The organism is Vibrio sp. 10N.222.55.C7 (genome assembly GCF_041473335.1).
Classification (GTDB): Bacteria; Pseudomonadota; Gammaproteobacteria; order Enterobacterales; family Vibrionaceae; genus Vibrio; species Vibrio crassostreae_C.
In genome coordinates this window covers 15,855-35,893 of sequence record NZ_JBFRSC010000033.1, presented here as the reverse complement: position 1 = coordinate 35,893, position 20,039 = coordinate 15,855, and the positions used below count along the sequence as shown (strand labels likewise).

Sequence of the window (20,039 nt, the reverse complement as noted above, 5' to 3'; positions counted from 1 at the left end):
TTTTTCAGAGTCTCGTGGCACTTTACGTGATCGATCACCTGTTCTTTGCATTGGCGCTGGCGATCAAAACTTACTTCCAGAAAATCGCAGACCCGGCAGACATGGCATCAACTGCTGGTGTCTCTTTCACCATCAATCATATTGCAGCGGTCGTTATTCCAGTGGTGTTTGGTGTGATTTGGTTGTCTTCTCCTGCAACGGTTTTCTATATTGGTGCAGTGATGGCCGTGGTTTCTCTAGCGCTATCTTTAAACATTCCGAAGAAACCTGAAGAGGGCAACGAAGTGCGAATGTTTAGCTGGCGCTAATGTTGGTCTCGATATTATGAAATAAGCAAAAAGCTCCAATAGTGATATTGGAGCTTTTTGTTTATGTGGGATATGTATATCTAATCCGCAAAATAGGTTTCACGCGGATCAGTTTCTTACGGTTTTTAATTCGGTACGCAGCTTGAAGATTCCCTTTGGTGCTTTGGTTAGCAGGATGCCGCAAAGTAGAGGAATCATCATTACAAGTGACTGTTCAGATAGAACCTCACCATTGATGTAACAAGAGATCAGTAGTGCAACCACAGGGAAAATTAGGAAGCAGATAGATGCTTGGAAAGGTGTCGAAACCTGACCTAATTTAAAGTAAGCAACAATGCCGCCAACACTCGCCACAAAGCCTAGGTAAACCACAGCAGAGATTGAATCCCAAGTGAAAGATTCAATATTCACGTTTTCACCTATAGCTGAAACAGCGAACAAGAATAGAGCTGCAATTAGGCTCGGTACGGCGTTGTAGGTTAGTACTTCAATGCCTTTGCAGTGCTTTTGAACCAGCACATACATCACTGCGTGAATCGCAACAGCAAGGCCTAAGCAAACCGTGCCAATTAGGTAGTCATCGCCACCCATCTGCATTTCATTACCAAGGATTAGACATAGGCTCACAACAGCAGCGATCAACCCGAATATCTGGTGCTTCGCTAGTCGTAGACCTAAGAATAAGCCAGACATCAACATCACAGCCACAGGCATGTTGGCGAAGATGATCGACGCTAAACCTGAAGAGATGTATTGCTCGCCATAGATCATCAACGTAAACGGAATCGCGAAATACATCAACGCAACAATAAGCAGCCATTGGCGCTTACCTTTAGGGAACAGCAGTGGTTGGTTGAAGACTTTCGCCAATACTGCAAGCAGAGGTGCTGCAAGTAAAAAGCGCAACGCAGTAGCAAAAATAGGTGGGATAGAATGCAATGCTACTTCCATAGCGAACCAAGTGGTTCCCCAAATTAAGCAAACAGAGACAAAAAGCAAAATAGTTAGCGACTTCGAATTCATGGTGACTACTCATTAATAATTATTTTAAATCATAGGCTTGTAGCGCCTTAATGACGTGGCACAGTATAGAAAGGTAGTCGGAGAAAAGTTTTGTCTTTTTATCTCTAATTTGAGTTTTTTGTGGAAATTAAATCTCTAGTATGATTATTTTATAGAAAATAAATTCGCTTTAGATAGTTAAAGTAAAGTCATTGTTCTTTGTGAGGTTTAATTTAACTTAAGGAATGGTCAACTCAACGAGTATGGCTGTTGGGTTATTGCTGTTAGCGTAGCAACAAAAAACGCGCCCTTAATGAGGCGCGTTTTTGAGCAATACGTTTAAGAGGCTGCGTCTACTGCGTAACAGGCTTAACTTGTTTGGGTTGTCTTACCGCAAGGATAAGTTGTGGTAGCAGTGACATCACTATCATGCCGGTCATTAGTGAGTATTGTACTGCAGTGAATGATTCACCCATTAACACCATGCCTGTCACGATGCCAGCCACTGGGTTTGCGATTCCACCGAAGGTGAAATCAACCACCGACATACGTTGTAGCAACCACACATACATGCCGTAACCCAGCGCTGTGTTTAGGCCAATCACCCACACGAGTCCCATAGCATTACGAGTATCGAAATGAGTCACGGCATTAACATAAGGCTGCGGGTCGATGAATGCATGAACGCCAGACGCGACAGACAAAATCGTACCACCCAGAATCAACTGCCACGTTAATACCTTCCACCAGTGCATGCGGTTACCCAGTGACTTGGTAATGCTGCTGCCGATGACAATACACATTATTGCGGCGAACATTGCGCCTAAACCGATTGGGTTCAGAGCAATTTGGCTTGGGTTAAACAGTATCCACGCTAAGGTGATCAAGCCAATACCCGAAAGAGCCTGAATCAGATGCGGGCGCTGTTTTTTCACTACCCAGTGGAAGATCATCGCGAACACTGGCACAGAGATCATACCCACGCCAGAGATTGCCGAAGGCAGCGTTAGCGCCATCACGAAGATCAAGCCAAAGAAAGTCGCGATATTGATAAGGCCCAGTGTGAAAATGATTTGCCACTCGCCTTTTTTAGGCAGTGTTGGTTTTACTGCTAGCAATAACAAACCAGCAGGTAACGCACGCAAAGCACCCAATAATAATGGTGGCCACTCCTGTAGCGTAAATTGCGTCACTGCATAGGTTGTTCCCCAAAAGAACGCGGGGATCATTGCTAATAATATGTTCATCTGAAATATCTTTACGTTAAGATAACTATTGTGTGAACTGTATACTGAGAACTAGTGGTTGTAAAGTATCTTTATGTTAAACTAGTTTGAAGTAATCAGACTAACAACGGAGCGAGATTGCAAATGGATGCTATCGACCGCGTAGTAGAGCAATGGGCAAAGGAAAAGCCCGAACTAGAAACTGAGCCTATGGCAATGATGGGTCGGATTATGCGTATTGCCAAGTATATGGAGACGCAAGTTGCCGAGCTTCATAAGAAATACGACATGAAGCTGGGGGAGTTTGATGTGCTGGCGACGTTGCGACGTTCTGGGAATCCTTACCGACTGACGCCATCTGAACTGATTGGATCCATGATGCTGACATCTGGCGCGATGACCAATCGCCTTGATAAGCTAGAAGCCAAAGGGCTGATCAGTCGTGAACACAGCAAAGAAGACAGACGCAGCGTGAGTGTCCAGTTAACTAAAGATGGTCTTATTCTGATTGACCAAATGATGACTGAACATGTCGAAATGCAGAAAAAACTGGTTAAATCATTGTCTGCGAGTCAGAAGAAGAACACCAACCAACTTCTGAAAACATGGTTGAGCGCGTACGAGTAGTTTTTCTGATCTTCCTTTAGATTCAATAAAAAACCGAAGCTTAATCGCTTCGGTTTTTTTGTGCTTGTTTAAGAACTTCAAGTACAGCGAATTGGCGAGTTAAGCTTGTAGCATCTCGTCACTGAACAGCTCTGCGCAACCAATACCATTAATGGCGCAGCTCTCGTCGATGTCTGAAATGTCACCGCTGACCCCAATCGCGCCAAGTACCGTTTTGTCCTTGTCTCGAATCAGTAGCCCCCCTGGCACTGGCACCATGTTTCCGTGTGCGAGTACGTTTACGGCGGAGATAAATGCTGGTCGGTTGTCAGCATCTTGGGCGAGTTTTCTAGAGGAACAACCCAGTGCGAGAGCTCCCCACGCTTTAGCGATCGCGATGTCTGGTCGCATCATGCTAGAGCCGTCTTGACGTTGCAGAGAAATCAGCTTGCCACCGCTGTCTAAGACGGCGACCGTCAAAGGTTCTGTGTGGATCTTGTATCCTGCTTGTAAGGTGCCATCAATGATGGTTAACGCTTGTTGTAGAGTCAAACTTCCCATGTTATCTCCTAGTTTTTCAAGGGGCTGTGTACCAAGCTAAGTCAGCCAATCATTACTCTTGTTGTGAATATCATCGACTGATTCATCTCGGTACAAGAGTCCTAACTGGACTCTTGTAACAGCCCATAGCTGGGTAAAGTTAGGAAGGCGGCGAACTCTTCGGCTGTAGAAAGTTGATAGAAAAGATCAGCTGTCTCTTCAAATCGACCTGCTGAATAGCGCGAGTCTCCGACTTCATGTTTTATCGTGTCTAACTCCTGGTAAAGCCAAGAGTGGAACAGTTGTTTGGTAAAGGTTTGGCCGTCATCAAGCGTGACGCCGTGGTGGATCCATTGCCAAATATTGGCTCTCGAGATCTCAGCGGTCGCCGCATCTTCCATAAGGCCGTAGATAGGTACACAGCCGTAGCCTTGGATCCAAGCCTCAATGTAATACAGCGCAATGCGGATATTCTTACGCACACCCGCTTCGTCGCGGCTGCCTTCACAAGGTTTTAGCAGAGAGTCTGCATTGATCACATGGTCTGGGCTTTGGAAGTCCATTTGGTTTACTTTGCCATCGAGTTGCTTATCGAAGATCGACATCGCTAAATCAACCAGTGCAGGGTGCGCGACCCAAGTGCCATCGTGTCCGTTTTGAGATTCTCTCTGTTTATCTTCGATAACCTTGGCGGTTACACGTGCCATTTCTTGCGGGTCTTTCGCTGGAATAAAGGCCGACATACCACCCATCGCCAGTGCGCCGCGAGCATGACAAGTACGCACCAACAGTTGGCTATAGGCATTTAGAAACTCTTGATCCATGCCGATCCCGTGGCGGTCAGGCAGGATGCGGTCTTTATGGTTTTTCAGCGTTTTGATGTAGCTGAAGATGTAATCCCAACGGCCACAGTTCATTGCCACGATATGATCACGCATTGCGTACAAGATCTCTTCCATTTGGAATACGGCTGGAAGCGTCTCAATCAAAACCGTCGCACGAATGGTGCCTTTGGGTACGTGGAAATAGTTTTCGGTGAAGCTGAAAACATCGTCCCACCACTGTGCTTCTTCCATGCTCTCAAGCTTGGGAATGTAGTAGTAAACCCCTAAACCTTGTTGTGCTCGTGATTGATAGTTATGGAAAAAGTACAAGGCGAAGTCCATCAAGCAACCGCCGATAGGCTGATTGTTGAATTGGATGGATTGCTCAGGAAGGTGGATCCCTCGTGGGCGTGCGATCAGCAGTGCAGGATCGTCGTTTAATTGGTAACTCTTCTGCTTTTTCTCATCGAAGTAACTAATGGTGCCAAGGTTGGCGTCTCTTAGGTTGATTTGCCCTTCGACCATATTGGCCCAAGTCGGGGAAGACGCATCCTCAAAGCAACACATGAAGACTTTCGCGCCTGAGTTTAGCGCGTTGATCACCATCTTTCTTTCGATAGGGCCGGTGATCTCTACGCGGCGATCGAGTAGCTCTGTTGGAGGTGTTGCCACTTTCCACTCTTTATTCTGACGAATGGAAATGGTGTCTTTTCTGAAATTGGGTAGCTCACCCTCGTCATATTGAGCTTGTTTTGTGTCGCGGTCACTTAGCAGGGCATGACGGCGATCTCCAAATTTATTGACGAGAGCTTCTAAGAATTTTAATGCATCTTTAGACAAGATCTCTTTGTACTCGGAGTTGTCCATATTCCCGAGTACCTGCATACACTGTACTTCTTCTCTCTCTTTTACGTCATTCATCATTGTTGTCTCCTTTGAACAATACGATGTAACTTTGTATACAAAATGCTCTTTTTAAGGATATTTATATTGTAGAAATTGTAAACAAGCAAACGGTATTTAACATTTATTTATCATTTGGTCTTTTTGTAATTTATTTTTACGTAAAGATATTTTATGTAAAGCAATGAATTGTAAGCTTTTCAGGATGAGTGCGTACTTAATGTGATGGGTTGATGTAACAAAATTGTTTCATTCTGGGGTTGATAAATAGCGAGGATGGTTCATAGTACACAAAAGTTAGTTTAATTGTATACAATCTGAACTGGAGGTTCGAATGGCAATTATGAAAGCGATTGAAGCAGCGGTAGAGGTGCTTAAACGTGAAGGTGTAGACATCGCATTTGGTGTTCCCGGCGCAGCAATTAACCCTATGTATGCGGCTATGAAAAAGCTCGGAGGAATCGACCACGTCTTAGCTCGTCACGTAGAGGGTGCATCCCATATGGCTGAAGGGTACACGCGTACTAATCAAGGCAATATAGGTGTGTGTATTGGTACTTCTGGTCCTGCGGGAACGGACATGATCACGGGTCTTTATTCTGCGACTGCAGATTCGATTCCAATTCTATGCATCACCGGCCAAGCGCCACGTGCTCGTCTTCACAAAGAAGATTTTCAAGCGGTCGATATTGAATCTATCGCTAAACCAGTGACTAAGTGGGCGACTACGGTGCTGGAACCTGCACAAGTGCCACGCGCATTCCAAAAAGCCTTTCATTTAATGCGTTCGGGTCGCCCGGGTCCAATCCTGATTGATCTACCGATTGATGTTCAGCTGGCTGAGATTGAGTTTGATATCGATACCTATGAACCGCTAGAACCTTATAAGCCACAAGCAACCCGCGCGCAGGTTGAGAAAGCATTAACCATGATGTCTCAATCGGAAAAACCGCTGATTGTATCGGGTGGTGGCGTGATTAATGCTGGCGCGTCTGAATTGTTGCAGCAGTTTGCCGAGATCACTGGAGTTCCTGTGATTCCAACCTTGATGGGTTGGGGCTCGATCCCAGATGATCATGAATTAATGGCAGGCATGGTAGGGCTACAAACTTCTCACCGTTACGGTAACGAAACCATGCTGAACTCTGATTTTGTGTTTGGTGTCGGTAACCGATGGGCAAACCGTCATACCGGCTCTGTCGATGTTTACACTGAAGGCCGAAAGTTTGTTCACGTTGATATTGAACCGACCCAAATCGGTCGCGTGTTCTGCCCAGATTTAGGCATTGTCTCAGATGCGAAAGCAGCGCTAGAGCTAATGGTTGAAGTGGCGCAAGAGTGGCGTGATGCAGGCAAACTGCCGAACCGAAATGCTTGGGCAAGTGAGTGTCAGGAACGCAAATCGACCATGCTGCGAAAAACCAATTTCGACGAAGCACCAATGAAACCGATGCGTGTTTATGAAGAGATGAACAAGGCATTTGGTCGTGATACTTGCTATGTGAGCACCATTGGTTTGTCGCAAATCGCCGCCGCTCAGTTCCTGCATGTTTATAAGCCTCGTAACTGGATCAACTGTGGTCAAGCAGGCCCATTGGGTTGGACAACACCTGCTGCATTAGGCGTACGAGCGGCCGATCCTGATCGCGATATTGTCGCTATCTCTGGTGATTATGATTTCCAATTCATGATTGAAGAGCTGGCGGTAGGTGCGCAGTTCAACTTGCCATACATTCATGTGTTGGTGAACAACTCATACCTAGGATTGATTCGCCAAGCGCAGCGCCAATTTGATATCGACTATTGTGTACAACTGGCTTTTGATAACCAGAATGCGCCAGAGCTTGAGGGCTACGGTGTTGACCATGTCGCAGTTGTTGAAGGCCTAGGCTGTAAGGCAATTCGAGTTCGTGAACCAGACCAAATTGCCGCTGCGTTTGAGCAAGCCAAAGAGCTGATGAACAAGCATAAGGTCCCGGTTGTTGTTGAGTTGATTCTTGAGCGAGTAACCAACATTGCGATGGGCGTTGAGATCAATGCTATTAACGAATTTGAACCGCTTGCCGAAAGTCGTGGCGATGCTCCAACGGCGCTGGCGTACAAGTAATCATTAAGTCATGTGTATCCGTAGAGTTGAGGTTTAGCTCTACGGAAAGTCTCCAATAGAGCGAGGCTTACTAAGCAACCGTAGCTCCACTAAATAACCGTTGCTTCACTAAACAGTCATAGTTTCACCAAATAAAGAATAAGGACAGAGTCATGGCAAAATTTGCAGCAAACTTGTCAATGTTATTCACGGAAGTTGATTTTATGGATCGCTTTGAAGCCGCCGCAGAAGCGGGCTTTCAAGGTGTGGAGTATCTTTTCCCTTACGCCTTTGATGCTCAGGCAATCAAAGCAAAGCTCGACGCTAATAACCTAGAGCAAGTGCTATTTAACTTGCCTGCGGGTGATTGGGATGCTGGTGATCGTGGTATCGCGGTAGACCCAGCACGAGTTGAAGAGTTTCAAGCGGGTGTACCTAAAGCCATCGCTTACGCAAAAGCGCTCGGCTGTACTCAAGTGAATTGCTTAGCCGGGATTGTTCCGCAAGGTGTGACCCAGCAAGATGCGCAATCAGCGTTTGTGATTAACCTGCATTATGCGGCGAACGCGCTAGCAGCAGAAGGCATCAGCTTAGTGATAGAAGCGATCAATACCCGCGATATTCCGGGCTTCTTCTTGAATACCACAGAGCAAGCTAAAGCGATCATCAAAGAGGTAGGGAGCGATAACCTTTCTATCCAATACGATATTTATCATATGCAAATTATGGAAGGCGATCTTACGCCGACCATGCAACAGAACATTGGTCAAATTGCACACGTGCAACTGGCGGATAACCCAGGCCGACACGAACCGGGTACTGGCGAAATCAACTACCCATTCGTGCTCAACTATCTTGATGAGCTTGGTTATCAAGGCTGGGTGGGCTGCGAATATAAACCTAAAACGACAACGACAGAAGGCCTTGGTTGGCTGCACCAGTACCGTTAATTGCGTCTGGTAACCCTCAAACGTTAAGGAGAACAACATGTCTAAAATTGCATTTATCGGAACTGGCATCATGGGTAAACCTATGGCGAGTAACCTTCAAAAAGCAGGTCACGATTTGATTCTGTCTGATCACTTTAATGCAGCACCTGCTGATCTTGTGGCAGCGGGCGCAACGGTCTGCCACTCACCAGCAGAAGCGGCTGAAGCAGCGGATATCATTATCCTAATGGTGCCGAATACCCCTCAAGTTGAAGATGTCCTGTTTGGTGACAACGGCGTCGAGAAAGGCCTCACGGCGGGCGGAGCAACTGGGAAACTGGTTATCGACATGAGTTCAATCTCGCCAATCGCAACCAAAGCCATTGCCGCTCGAATCAACGAAGGTGGTGCTTCATACCTTGATGCTCCGGTTTCAGGTGGTGAAGTTGGCGCGATAAACGCGGCTCTGACTATCATGGTGGGCGGTGAGCAAGACGCCTTTGATAAAGCACGACCTCTTTTCGAAATCATGGGTAAGAACATCACGCTGGTGGGTGATAACGGTGCAGGTCAAACCTGTAAGGTCGCAAACCAAATCATCGTTGCTCTGAATATCGAAGCCGTGTCTGAGGCGTTAGTATTTGCTTCAAAAGCTGGTGCTGATCCAGCACGAGTTCGTCAAGCGCTATTAGGTGGCTTTGCTAACTCTAAGATATTGGAAGTGCACGGTGAGCGTATGGTTGAAGGCACATTCGACCCGGGCTTTAGAATCTCACTTCACCAAAAAGACCTCAACTTAGCGCTAACGGGCGCACAAGAGCTAGGGGTTGCACTACCTAATACGGCTAACGCTCAAGAGTTGTTTGGCGAGTGTGCCGAAATGGGTGGCGAAGGTTGGGACCACTCTGCGCTTATCCAAGCGATTGAGAAACGTTCTGACCACTCGATTCGTTAATCTAGTTAACGGTTTGTCCGTTTAGTGGTTAGTCAATCAACCGATTATCCGTTAATTAATTAGGGCTGCTATCGATTCGTAGCCCAACAGTTTGTTTATAAATCGCGTAGTTTCGTCTCCTTTTATACGCGTTCCTGATACGAGGCAGAGGTTGAAGTTGTTCCTTTCCAACTTGATCTTAGCAGGCACCCTTTGGCCTTGTATCGGGGTTCTTTTTTTCTCCGTCAACTAAGGAGTGGCTGATGGACATTGATGCTAAGCAGTTTCTGCAAACCCTTTTCTCAAGTGCTGTTAATCAGGCGCTACCTAAAAATCACATCGAACCTTTTCTTCCTAAAGACATTTTTTATCGCTCTGCTAACCAAGCTGGGCGAACTGTCGTTATAGGAGCAGGTAAAGCAGCCGCGTCGATGGCCGCCGAGCTGGAAGCGGTTTGGCAGGCAAAGAAACAACAAGACCTTGCACTGCGTGACCTTGAAGGCTTGGTGGTGACTCGTTATGAGCACACCGCCCCTTGCGAACACATTGAGGTGATTGAAGCGGCGCACCCAGTCCCAGATGCGATGGGCTTAGAAGTGAGCCAACGTATGCTGGAATTAGTGAGTGGTTTGAGTGCTGACGATACGGTTATTTGCCTATTGTCTGGCGGTGGTTCTGCTTTGCTAAGTCTGCCCGGTGGCGACATCAGCTTGGCAGAGAAGCAACAAATCAATAAAGCGTTGCTTAAATCAGGCGCCGCCATTGATGAGATGAACTGTGTTCGCAAACATCTATCTTCGATAAAAGGCGGTCGACTTGCTAAAGCGGCGTATCCTGCAAGGGTTGTGTCACTGGCGATTTCTGATGTGCCGGGCGATGACATTAGTGTGATTGCATCGGGCCCAACCGTACCCGACACCACCACGCGTTTTGATGCGATGGCCATTTTAGAACGTTATCAAATAGAAACACCACGCTCGGCATTTGAATGGCTAAATAATCCAGAGTCAGAGACGGTTAAACCAGATGACGTATGTTGGAAGAACGCGGAGCACCATATTATCGCTACCCCGATGTCGGCATTGGAATCCGCTGCTGCAGAAGCTGAAGGCTTGGGTATTCCCGCTTATGTGTTGAGTGATTGCATAGAGGGAGAAGCGCGAGATGTCGCGAAGGTGCATGCTGCGCTAGCCAAACAAGTGGCTAATAACAAGCACCCATTCGAGACGCCTTGCGTGATACTTTCCGGCGGGGAAACCACAGTAACCGTTAAAGGCAATGGTCGCGGTGGGCGTAACTGTGAGTTCTTGTTGAGCTTGTATAACGAGCTTAAGGGACAAGACAACATATTTGCATTAGCTGCCGATACCGACGGGATTGATGGCGTGGAAGACAATGCGGGCGCATGGATCACGCCTCAAACATGGCAACAAGGCTCGAGCCTGTCGCTTAAAGCGCAAGACTATCTCGATGCCAACAACAGCTACGATTTCTTCAAGCAAGTCGATGTGCTTCTTACCACGGGGCCGACGCTGACCAATGTGAATGACTTTCGCGCAATATTGATTCTTTAACTTGAACAGTTCAAAAACACGGTATGGAATGGTCGCTTCTTAACAAATAGAGCGGCCATTTTATTGTTATCAATGCGGTGACCTTGAGTTCTGAGATTATCTTCTGGACTAATGAAGCACGTTGATTACTATGATTTTAGTAACGAGCTGTAAAGGATGCAATATGTCTAGGATCAGACAAAAGAATCAAGATTTAATCATCGAAGTCGCGTGTGAACAATTCGCCACTCATGGTTATGCCGCAACAAAAATGGCCGATATCGCGAAAGCGGCCGACATTCCCAAGCCTAACGTATTCTATTATTTCAGCTCAAAAGATAAGCTCTACAACGCTGTGCTTGAAACCGTCACTCAGCCTTTACTAGAAGCGTCTCGTCCGATTGAAGAGCTCAGCGATCCTGTTGAAGCCTTGTCTCAATATATTCAAACCAAGCTGATCATTTCTCGCGATCATCCACATGCCTCTAAGGTATTTGCCAATGAAGTGATGTCTGGCGCTAAAGTATTGCCGAAAGAGATTGGTGACGAGCTGTATAAGCAATCCCAGATGATTCTTGATAAGTTTTCGACATGGTCGGCGCAGGGCCTAATGGATGACGTCCCTGCACACCACCTGATGTTTACCATCTGGGCGGCTACTCAAACCTACGCTGATTTTGGATGGCAGATTTGCAGCGTGATGCAGAAAGATAAGCTCGATGATAAGGACTATGAAGATGCCGCTGAGTTCATCACACAGCTATTGATTAAAGGGTGTGGTGTGAAAGGGAGCACTTGAAAGCTGGAGAGTCTTGCTGAGAGTTGCTTTAAGCTTGCTCTTCAGGAAATTGAAATGCCTTATCGTAGAATAAGGCATTTTTTACGCTTGTATTTTAGCTGTATGAGGCTTAGCCAACTAACAAGAAGAAGAGAGCTGTTGCGACAATACCTATCAATGCGTAGGGGAATTGAGTGGTTGCGTGTTGCATTGAGGTACACCCGGAACCTTGAGCTGACAATACCGTTGAGTCACTAAAGAAACATGAGTGACTGCCCGCTGCTGATGCCGAAAGCAGAGCCGCAATAGTTAAATGTAGAGGTACGCCAAGTTGTTCGCCTAGAGGCAATACGATTGGCATAGCAACTGCAAAAGTTCCCCAAGAAGATGCGGTAGCAAACACCAATGCACCGGTGATCATAAAGATAATTGCTGGGAAGTAAGACGCCGATAGATAAGGGCTTACTGTCTCGATGACATATTGTGTCACTCCTAGAGAATCATTCACAGACTTCAGCATGAATCCACCAATCACCGTTGCCAATGGCAGCAGCATAACTTTGATTCCGTCGTAGACAGCTTCAAACATATCATTCATTGAGATTAGACGTTGAACACCATAGAAGCAGATAGTAAAGATAATTGCGACAAATACGCCTGCTAATAGATCAATACCGAAGTACCAGCTTGCACCAACTAACACCACCATAGGCAATAGGAAGTTGATTAATCCCATCGTTGGGTTGGTGTGCGCTGTAATATCTGCGCCAAAGTCGATGTCTGTTGCACCGTCAGGACGTACTTGACCTTTCTTCGCTCGTTCCTCAGCCTGCTTCATTGCGCCTAAATCCGGCATCTTTTCTAACGCAACGAGAAGGACGATTATCAGCGTAACCCAGCCATAAGCCATGTATGGAATCGCTTCAATATATGCTTTGATACCCTCACCAGCTTCAGCCACTCCATTCGCTTCAAGCAGTGAGCTAAAGAAAATAGCCCATGTTGATATTGGCACCAGAATACAAATCGGCGCAGCGGTGGAATCGACTAGATAAGATAGTTTTTCACGGGAGATGTTGTATCCGTCAGTAATCTTCTTCATCGATGATGAGATAGCGATCGCGTTCAGATAGTCATCAATAAAGATCATGATGCCGAGGAAAAAGGTCATCAGCATAGATTGTTTACGGCTCTTAACCTTTGTGACCAACATATCTGAAAAGCTTAAAATACTGCCGCCTTTTTCGAGAATTGCGATTAATCCCCCCATCAGTCCGCAAACTAGAACGATCCATGCAATGGTTTCGTTCATCATTACATCCATCGATATGCCGACAATTTGCTCAACGGCTTGCGCAGGATTGAGTAGTAGTACACCAGCGATGGTACCACTAAAAAGCGCCTCTACGGTGCGGTGTGTAGTTAGGGCGAATACCAAAACAAGTGCGGTAGGGAGAAGGCTCATCCATCCATAGGCCTCTCCTTCTTGGTGGTTCAATCCAATTGATGTGAAGAAAATGAAAGTCGCGACAACCAATAGAGATACCATGATGTGTTGACTGTTGATCTTCAGCGGCGCGTCCAACGCCTTAGTTTGCGTAGTCATACGTGTAGTTCCTTTGTTTATGCTGAGTGCAACATCCAGTCGATTTCTAATGGAGTGATGGCGCGTTCAAACTCCGCCAGTTCACTTCGTTTACAAGCTAAATATAGATCGACAAACTCTTTAGAGATGTACGGGGTCAGCTCACTGCGTTCTAGCTGATCGAGAGCTTCAGACATACGCAGAGGTAAGTCTATTGCATCATCACTGAGGGAGTTAGGACATTGGTCTTTGGTATAGTTTTCACTCGCTAATACTGCGGATAGTACTACTGCAGCGAGAATGTAAGGGTTAACGTCAGCTCCCGCAATGCGGTGTTCAATTCGGCGATTGTTGCTGTCGCTGATAGGAACACGCAGTGCGACACCACGATGGTTCTCGCCCCAGTCTGCTTTCGTTGGCACGTAAGCTCCTGGAACAAAGCGGCGGTAAGAGTTAACGTTAGGGCAAATCAAGGCCATGGAATCGGATGTTTGAGCAAGCATCGCGGCCATGGTTTGATAAAAGAGATTACTGGGTTCACCATCTTGTTGGCTGAAGTGGTTATTGTCGTTGGAATCCACCAAGCTAAGGTGGATGTGCATACCGTTACCAGCTTGCTCACTAAATGGCTTAGCCATGAAGGTAGCATCGAAATCATGTTGATTAGCAATTTGACGAATTAGGCGTTTGACGATGATGATTTCATCACACACTCGTAGTACATCTTTAGAGTGGTTGAAGTTAATTTCGAATTGTCCTGGGGCGGATTCAGATAGTGCCCCCGAAGTATTTAACCCTTGTTCTTGAGCGACTTTGTTAAGATCGGCCAAAAAGTCTGCGTAATCATCCAAACCATCTAAGTCATAGACTTCGGTATCTTTTTCTCGTGATTTTTTGTTTGGGTTGATGGCTGTTTGTAGTGCTCCCATCTCACCCCGCTTCCTGTCTATTAAGTAAAACTCTAGCTCTAAGGCAACACATGGATGTTGATCTTTGGTGTGTAACTTTTCGAGAATTTCACTGACGATATTACGAATAAAGAGCGGGTTTGGGGTGTGGGCTGACTCATCCATCATACTCAACATTATTTGGCCCACTTGCTCTTTAGCGGTAGGCATCAATGTATCCGCAATTGGGAAACACATGTTGTCTGGTTCTCCCAATTCTTCACCTAACCCTGCTGTTTCAACCACATTACCTTTGGTATCTAAAGTAATTGTCGAGAGGGGAAGAGCTACTCCTTTATGCAGCTTGTGTAGTGCACTTACTGGGATGCGCTTGCCTCTTGGTGTGGCATTGATGTCGGTAAAAATCAGATCAACAAACTCGATGTTGGGCCATTTTTGTCGAAAATTTTTAACTTCCTGTAGATACGATTCCATTGTGTTCTCCAACTAGCCTCTATTTGGTAAATTAAAAGTAATAAAAAAGAAACAAGTCAATTGTACTAATTAGACTAAAGTCTAGTTTTAAAGGTTATTTCCTTTTAATACATAAGCTTGCGTTGATTACTTTGAAATTTACAATTTTATTGAAAGATGTTTCTGTTAACTATTTTGTAACAGTTGATTGTGTTTTGCTCAATATAATGTCCAAAATTAGTCGTTTTTTTGACCAAAAAAGTGGGTTTGGTCACGCTTTGGTCATAATATCGAACATCGGTGTTGATAATTTTGTACATGATTTGTAGTGTAAGTGTTAAATAAATCGAGCACGGAAGTAACATGTCTAGAACAAGCAAACCCATTATTGGAATTGTTAGTTGCGCTAAAGAATTGGGTGGCTATCAAATACAGGCAGTGAATAATTTTTACCTCACGGCTGTGAAAGACTTTGGTGGGTTGCCACTGATATTGTCTCCGGATATGGCAAGTGAAGACGTTGAGCGTCTTCTTAACATCTGCGACGGTTTTTTATTTCCGGGGAGTCACTCAAATGTGGCACCACATCATTACAACGGCACTCATGAAGAGTCTAAGAAAGATGAAGCTCGAGATGAGCTTTCCTTTACTTTGATTCGTCAAGCGATAGACAAAGACATTCCGTGTTTTGGTGTTTGCCGTGGATTTCAAGAGATGAATGTTGCTCTGGGAGGCTCACTGAACCCAGCAGTTCATGATTCAGGTTTCAACGACCATAGAGAGAGTGAGGTCGAAGACTTTGAGGAAAAGTACGCTCCATCACACGCGGTGTTGGTGCAAAAACAAAGTTTGTTTGAGAAATGGCTGACTGAAAATCATTGGGAAAACACTATCTTTTTTGAGGTTAATACTCTTCATAACCAAGGGGTTGACCAATTAGCTCCCCAACTGACTGTGGAAGCTAAAGCACCGGATGGTTTAGTGGAAGCGTTTAGTCTTCCAGGGCAAAAATTCTTTGTTGGCGTGCAGTGGCACCCAGAATGGAAAGCAAAAACGAATCATTTCTCTCAAATTTTGTTTAAAGAATTTATGATGGCGGCCTCTCTATAAGTTAGGAGCCACCTACATGGACAACCAAGAGATTGGTAAAAATATTGTTCGATTAAGAAAAGAACATGGATTGTCACAACGAGAATTAGCCGAACGAGCAGGTATTACACATAGCGCGATCTCTTCGATTGAGAATGCGAAGGTAAGCCCTTCAGTAAGTTCGTTGCAAAAAATAGTGAATGTTTTTTCTTTATCTCTTTCGGAGTTTTTCACACTTGAACAACCCAAAAGCGATGAAGTGAAGGTTGTCGTTGCACCTGAAGAGTTGGTTGAAATGGGCAGTGAGTCGGTTTCAATGAAATTGGTAACCAACGGCAGCAAAGAACAGGTAATTGGATTTTTGATTGAAGAGTATGCCCCCCACGGCACAACGGGTGCGGCGGAAATTAAACATGAAGGCGAAGAGATCGGCACTATTTTAGAGGGCGAAATCACTCTGGAATACAAAGAGCAATCTTTTGTCCTTAAACAAGGTGAATCGTACATTATTGATACGACGCAGCCGCACAAGTTCACAAATCACACAGACAAGGCTTGTCGAATGATAAGCGCGCATACGCCAACCACATTCTAAGTGGGCCTTGCCTTGTTGTGATAACAAGGAGAGCGTATGAAAACCCAAGAACAATGGATTGAACTGAGAAACAATCTAAACATCGAAAATCGTGCCTTTATTAATGGCGAATATAGCGCAGCTATCAGTGGAGAAACTCTAGATGTTGTTAACCCGGCTACCGACGAGACACTGACCCAGATAGCTCGTTGCCAAGAAGAAGATGTTGAGCTTGCGGTAACATGTGCTCGTCAAGCTTTCCTTTCTGGTGAATGGAGCAACAGCGCTCCGTCATATCGCAAAGCGGTACTCAGCCAATTTGCAACGCTGATTGACCAACATCGTGAAGAACTTGCGTTGCTGGAAACCCTAGATACGGGTAAGCCAATCAGCCATAGCTTTTCAACCGATATCCCTGGTGCTGCAAGTGCACTGCGTTGGTATGCAGAAGCCATCGATAAAGTGTATGGGGAAGTCGCGCCAACGGAACAAGATGTACACGCCTTTGTTTCTCATCAAGCTATCGGTGTTGTTGCAGCGGTAGTTCCATGGAACTTTCCATTATGGTTAGCTTGCTGGAAACTTGGCCCTGCATTAGCAGCAGGTAATAGCGTTATTCTTAAACCCTCTGAAAAATCTTCTCTCACTGCTATTTATATTGGTCAACTCGCCAATCAAGCAGGCTTACCACGTGGCGTTTTTCAAGTCGTTACAGGCTTTGGCCATGAAGCCGGTGATGCTTTAGCGAAACACCATGACGTCGACTGTATTGCATTTACGGGTTCCACTCGTATTGCTGGTCAATTAATGGTTCGTTCTGGTGAAACCAATCTTAAGCGTGTGTTTGCTGAGGCTGGTGGTAAGAATGCCAATATCGTATTTGAAGACTGCGAAGACCTCGATCGTGCAGCCGCAGAAACCGCTGGTGGTTGCTTCTATAACCAAGGCGAAGTCTGTGTCGCTGCAACTCGTTTATTAGTGCACGAAAGCATCAAAGATCGCTTTGTTGATAAAGTCATTTCTGCGGCTCAATCCTTTATGCCGAAAGACCCAATGGACACCTCATCTTCGATGGGAGCGCTCATCGATCAAGGTCACAAATCAAAAGTGCTTGAATATATAGAGCTTGGCCAAGCGGAAGGTGCAGTTCTTCGTTGCGGGGGTGATGTTGAAGGCAAAGGTGCATTTGTTGAGCCGACCATTCTTGATAACGTTGACAATAAAATGCGTGTCGCCCAGGAAGAGATCTTTGGTCCTGTACTTTGTGTTATCTCATTTAAAGATGAAGCTGAAGCCGTCGCAATCGCCAATGACTCAAAATACGGTTTAGGTGCGGCGCTTTGGAGCAATAACATTAACCGCGTACACCGTGTAGCTAAACAGCTTCAGGCAGGTTCTGTTTGGGTGAACAACTACAACGAAGGTGATATGACCGTCCCTTTTGGTGGGTTCAAAATGAGTGGTAACGGCCGTGATAAATCACTGCACGCCATCGAAAAATTCACAGAAACCAAAACCACTTGGATTCGCCTTCACCCTTAGCCTGCTGATGATTAATAAAGGAATATCACTATGAATAAGCATACGGATTCGTTTTACGCCCACTCTATCCCGAACATGCCAGAGTTCCCACAACTGCAAGACAACATTGAGTGTGATGTGTGTGTGGTTGGGGCTGGGTTTTCAGGTTTATCTTCGGCTCTTCATTTAGCCGAGAAAGGTTTTAAGGTAGTGGTACTAGAGAGTGCCAAAGTTGGTTTTGGAGCAACTGGTCGTAATGGTGGACAGATCGTCAATAGCTACAGCCGAGATGTTGATGTAATAGAAAGCCGTTACGACCAACCCCAGGCTAAAGCCCTGTGTGACATGATTTTCGAAGGCGGAGATGTCATTCGTGGCCTAATCGAAAAATACGATATTGAGTGTGACCACAAACGCGGTGGCCTATTTACCGCGCTAAACAAAAAGCAGTTAATAGGTTTAGAGCATCATAAGAAAAACTGGGAGCGATATGGTAATGACCAGCTCACCATGTTGGATGCTAGCCAAGTAGAAGAGGCGGTTGGTACTCAAGCTTACACCGGTGGCTTGCTTGATATGCGAGGTGGGCACATTCATCCGCTTAAACTCGCATTGGGGGAAGCCGCAGCATTTGTTTCTCTTGGTGGCCAAATTTTTGAACAATCAGCGGTAACGTCCATTGAAAAAGGTGCGAATCCTGTTGCAAGAACAGCGAGCGGTAGCGTGAAGAGTAAATACTTGGTGTTAGCTGGCAACGCCTACTTAGGTGGGTTGGCTCCGAATATCAGTAACAAAGCCATCCCATGTGGAACTCAAGTCGTGGCGACAGAGCCGCTTACCGATGAGCAACTAAAACAGGTTTTACCAAGTGACTACTGCGTTGAAGACTGTAATTACTTACTGGACTATTTCCGATTGAGTGCCGACAAACGCTTGTTGTTTGGGGGCGGGGTGGTTTATGGCGCTCGTGACCCTCAAGACATTGAGTCTCTGATTCGTCCTAAGTTAGAAGGTATTTTCCCTCAACTTAAAGGTATCAAGATTGATTACACATGGACTGGTAACTTCTTACTTACCTACTCACGTATGCCGCAGTTCGGCGCATTCGACGACAATATTTATTATTTGCAAGGCTACAGTGGTCATGGAGTTACCTGTACTCACTTGGCTGGCAAGCTATTGGCAGAAGCCTTAACAGGGCATGCCGAACGATTTGATGCCTTCGCACAACTCAAGCACTACGCCTTCCCTGGTGGACGTCACTTCCAAATACCATTCACAGCAGTTGGCGCAGCGTATTACAACCTAAGAGATAAACTGGCTATCTAACCGGACGATAAGGAACATCCAATGAGTAGAGTAGTAAAATTCGCGGCCCTGCAACTGACCAAAAGCTGGGATCTGGAAGATAACCTAAATAAAGCTAAGCAAGCGATTCGTGAAGCTGCGAGTAACGGTGCCAATGTGGTTTTGCCGCAGGAATTGTTCGCTGCTCCTTATTTTTGTAAGAAGCAAGAAGCTAAGTATTTTGAGTTGGCTGAGGAAGTAGACAATTGTCTGTTGATAACAGAGATGAGTGCATTGGCAAAAGAACTCGGGGTCGTGATTCCAGTTAGTTATTTTGAAAAAGCGGGCAATACCTTCTTTAACTCATTAGTGATGATTGATGCCGATGGCACTGTGCTAGATAACTACCGCAAATCACACATCCCGGATGGTCCGGGTTATAGCGAAAAATACTATTTTAGTCCTGGAGATACTGGTTTCAAAGTATGGCAAACCCAGTTTGGTAAGTTCGGCGCTGGTATTTGCTGGGATCAATGGTTTCCCGAGCTTGCTCGTAGCTTAGCGTTACATGGTGCAGAAGCCATTTTTTACCCAACCGCTATTGGCAGCGAACCACAAGATCCAACTTTAGATTCTCGTGATCACTGGCAACGCACTATGCAAGGCCATTCCGCTGCAAACTTGGTTCCTGTGATTGCGTCTAATCGCGTAGGCACAGAATGTGATGATGGCATTGAAACCACATTCTACGGTTCTTCTTTTATTACCGATCATACTGGTGGCAAGTTGGCAGAAGCGCCACGTGATGAGGAAGCTATCATTTACGCGGAGATTGATTTAGCCGCAACGGCTCAAGCGCGTCACTCGTGGGGGCTGTTCCGTGACCGCCGCCCAGATCTATATGGCTCTGTGGGCAAACTAGCAGTTTAAAGG

17 protein-coding genes and 1 pseudogene are annotated in these 20,039 nt (G+C 45.8%); 12 read left to right on the top strand and 6 right to left on the bottom strand.

Annotation, left to right across the window (positions count from 1 at the left end; all coding sequences use genetic code 11):
• Nucleotides 1-308, top strand: a pseudogene (locus tag AB4482_RS12425) (MFS transporter); the annotation flags it as partial.
• A 108-nt stretch (nt 309-416) separates the two neighbouring features.
• Here AB4482_RS12425 and AB4482_RS12420 read toward each other — a convergent pair.
• Together AB4482_RS12420 and AB4482_RS12415 are read right to left on the bottom strand one after the other, a co-directional pair.
• Nucleotides 417-1,331, bottom strand: a complete 915-nt coding sequence (locus AB4482_RS12420) for a DMT family transporter (RefSeq protein WP_017061581.1) — start codon at nt 1,329-1,331, stop codon at nt 417-419.
• A gap of 332 nt (nt 1,332-1,663) precedes the next feature.
• Nucleotides 1,664-2,557 carry a DMT family transporter gene (locus tag AB4482_RS12415; protein ID WP_017065021.1) on the bottom strand — a complete coding sequence of 298 codons (894 nt, stop codon included), beginning with the start codon at nt 2,555-2,557 and terminating at the stop codon, nt 1,664-1,666.
• Between the two features lie 123 nt (nt 2,558-2,680).
• Here AB4482_RS12415 and AB4482_RS12410 point away from each other — a divergent pair, with 123 nt between their 5' ends.
• Nucleotides 2,681-3,163, top strand: a complete 483-nt coding sequence (locus tag AB4482_RS12410) for a MarR family winged helix-turn-helix transcriptional regulator (protein WP_372181037.1) — start codon at nt 2,681-2,683, stop codon at nt 3,161-3,163.
• Nucleotides 3,164-3,262: 99 nt separating this feature from the next.
• Here AB4482_RS12410 and AB4482_RS12405 read toward each other — a convergent pair whose 3' ends face one another.
• Together AB4482_RS12405 and aceB are read right to left on the bottom strand one after the other, a co-directional pair.
• Nucleotides 3,263-3,703, bottom strand: a complete 441-nt coding sequence (locus AB4482_RS12405; RefSeq protein ID WP_372181035.1) for a heme-binding protein — start codon at nt 3,701-3,703, stop codon at nt 3,263-3,265.
• A 101-nt stretch (nt 3,704-3,804) separates the two neighbouring features.
• A complete protein-coding gene (gene aceB / locus AB4482_RS12400; protein ID WP_372181033.1) occupies nt 3,805-5,430 on the bottom strand; it encodes a malate synthase A in 1,626 nt (541 codons plus the stop codon).
• 313 nt (nt 5,431-5,743) lie between these two features.
• Between aceB and gcl the strand changes: the two genes are divergently transcribed.
• The 5 genes from gcl to AB4482_RS12375 all read left to right on the top strand — a co-directional run bounded on the left by gcl (nt 5,744) and on the right by AB4482_RS12375 (nt 11,710).
• Complete coding sequence (gene gcl / locus AB4482_RS12395) at nt 5,744-7,516, top strand: glyoxylate carboligase (RefSeq protein ID WP_017086614.1); 1,773 nt, start codon at nt 5,744-5,746, stop codon at nt 7,514-7,516.
• Between the two features lie 152 nt (nt 7,517-7,668).
• On the top strand, nt 7,669-8,445 hold the full coding sequence (gene hyi / locus AB4482_RS12390) for a hydroxypyruvate isomerase (RefSeq protein WP_017075254.1): 777 nt from the start codon (nt 7,669-7,671) through the stop codon (nt 8,443-8,445).
• A 37-nt stretch (nt 8,446-8,482) separates the two neighbouring features.
• Nucleotides 8,483-9,379 carry a 2-hydroxy-3-oxopropionate reductase gene (locus tag AB4482_RS12385; protein WP_017111423.1) on the top strand — a complete coding sequence of 299 codons (897 nt, stop codon included), beginning with the start codon at nt 8,483-8,485 and terminating at the stop codon, nt 9,377-9,379.
• Nucleotides 9,380-9,621: 242 nt separating this feature from the next.
• Nucleotides 9,622-10,932, top strand: a complete 1,311-nt coding sequence (locus AB4482_RS12380; RefSeq protein ID WP_372181031.1) for a glycerate kinase — start codon at nt 9,622-9,624, stop codon at nt 10,930-10,932.
• Nucleotides 10,933-11,095: 163 nt separating this feature from the next.
• The gene (locus AB4482_RS12375) at nt 11,096-11,710 is read left to right on the top strand and encodes a TetR/AcrR family transcriptional regulator (protein ID WP_372181029.1); all 615 of its coding nucleotides are present in this window, start codon (nt 11,096-11,098) and stop codon (nt 11,708-11,710) included.
• A gap of 109 nt (nt 11,711-11,819) precedes the next feature.
• Here AB4482_RS12375 and AB4482_RS12370 read toward each other — a convergent pair whose 3' ends face one another.
• Nucleotides 11,820-13,295 (bottom strand): Na+/H+ antiporter NhaC family protein, encoded by a 1,476-nt coding sequence (locus tag AB4482_RS12370; protein WP_017067343.1) that lies wholly within the window; start codon nt 13,293-13,295, stop codon nt 11,820-11,822.
• 17 nt (nt 13,296-13,312) lie between these two features.
• Complete coding sequence (locus AB4482_RS12365; protein WP_017065013.1) at nt 13,313-14,656, bottom strand: glutamine synthetase family protein; 1,344 nt, start codon at nt 14,654-14,656, stop codon at nt 13,313-13,315.
• A gap of 342 nt (nt 14,657-14,998) precedes the next feature.
• Between AB4482_RS12365 and AB4482_RS12360 the strand changes: the two genes are divergently transcribed.
• Genes AB4482_RS12360 through aguB form a run of 5 tightly spaced genes read left to right on the top strand, consistent with a single transcriptional unit; the run spans nt 14,999 to nt 20,036 of the window.
• On the top strand, nt 14,999-15,745 hold the full coding sequence (locus AB4482_RS12360; RefSeq protein ID WP_372181027.1) for a gamma-glutamyl-gamma-aminobutyrate hydrolase family protein: 747 nt from the start codon (nt 14,999-15,001) through the stop codon (nt 15,743-15,745).
• Between the two features lie 16 nt (nt 15,746-15,761).
• Nucleotides 15,762-16,319, top strand: coding sequence for an HTH-type transcriptional regulator PuuR (gene puuR, locus AB4482_RS12355; RefSeq protein WP_017065011.1), 558 nt, complete (start codon nt 15,762-15,764; stop codon nt 16,317-16,319).
• Between the two features lie 36 nt (nt 16,320-16,355).
• On the top strand, nt 16,356-17,840 hold the full coding sequence (locus tag AB4482_RS12350) for an aldehyde dehydrogenase (protein WP_017065010.1): 1,485 nt from the start codon (nt 16,356-16,358) through the stop codon (nt 17,838-17,840).
• 30 nt (nt 17,841-17,870) lie between these two features.
• Nucleotides 17,871-19,148, top strand: a complete 1,278-nt coding sequence (locus tag AB4482_RS12345) for an FAD-binding oxidoreductase (protein ID WP_017065009.1) — start codon at nt 17,871-17,873, stop codon at nt 19,146-19,148.
• A gap of 21 nt (nt 19,149-19,169) precedes the next feature.
• Complete coding sequence (aguB, locus tag AB4482_RS12340) at nt 19,170-20,036, top strand: N-carbamoylputrescine amidase (RefSeq protein WP_017067340.1); 867 nt, start codon at nt 19,170-19,172, stop codon at nt 20,034-20,036.
• Nucleotides 20,037-20,039: the final 3 nt, after the last annotated feature.

Coding starts and splice junctions, on each gene's coding strand:
- AB4482_RS12370 (WP_017067343.1), bottom strand. CDS start 13,295: ATGACTACGCAAACTAAGGCGTTGGACGCGCCGCTGAAGATCAACAGT.
- AB4482_RS12410 (WP_372181037.1), top strand. CDS start 2,681: ATGGATGCTATCGACCGCGTAGTAGAGCAATGGGCAAAGGAAAAGCCC.
- AB4482_RS12365 (WP_017065013.1), bottom strand. CDS start 14,656: ATGGAATCGTATCTACAGGAAGTTAAAAATTTTCGACAAAAATGGCCC.
- AB4482_RS12380 (WP_372181031.1), top strand. CDS start 9,622: ATGGACATTGATGCTAAGCAGTTTCTGCAAACCCTTTTCTCAAGTGCT.
- gcl (WP_017086614.1), top strand. CDS start 5,744: ATGGCAATTATGAAAGCGATTGAAGCAGCGGTAGAGGTGCTTAAACGT.
- hyi (WP_017075254.1), top strand. CDS start 7,669: ATGGCAAAATTTGCAGCAAACTTGTCAATGTTATTCACGGAAGTTGAT.
- AB4482_RS12350 (WP_017065010.1), top strand. CDS start 16,356: ATGAAAACCCAAGAACAATGGATTGAACTGAGAAACAATCTAAACATC.
- aguB (WP_017067340.1), top strand. CDS start 19,170: ATGAGTAGAGTAGTAAAATTCGCGGCCCTGCAACTGACCAAAAGCTGG.
- AB4482_RS12385 (WP_017111423.1), top strand. CDS start 8,483: ATGTCTAAAATTGCATTTATCGGAACTGGCATCATGGGTAAACCTATG.
- AB4482_RS12415 (WP_017065021.1), bottom strand. CDS start 2,557: ATGAACATATTATTAGCAATGATCCCCGCGTTCTTTTGGGGAACAACC.
- AB4482_RS12420 (WP_017061581.1), bottom strand. CDS start 1,331: ATGAATTCGAAGTCGCTAACTATTTTGCTTTTTGTCTCTGTTTGCTTA.
- AB4482_RS12405 (WP_372181035.1), bottom strand. CDS start 3,703: ATGGGAAGTTTGACTCTACAACAAGCGTTAACCATCATTGATGGCACC.
- AB4482_RS12360 (WP_372181027.1), top strand. CDS start 14,999: ATGTCTAGAACAAGCAAACCCATTATTGGAATTGTTAGTTGCGCTAAA.
- AB4482_RS12375 (WP_372181029.1), top strand. CDS start 11,096: ATGTCTAGGATCAGACAAAAGAATCAAGATTTAATCATCGAAGTCGCG.
- aceB (WP_372181033.1), bottom strand. CDS start 5,430: ATGATGAATGACGTAAAAGAGAGAGAAGAAGTACAGTGTATGCAGGTA.
- AB4482_RS12345 (WP_017065009.1), top strand. CDS start 17,871: ATGAATAAGCATACGGATTCGTTTTACGCCCACTCTATCCCGAACATG.
- puuR (WP_017065011.1), top strand. CDS start 15,762: ATGGACAACCAAGAGATTGGTAAAAATATTGTTCGATTAAGAAAAGAA.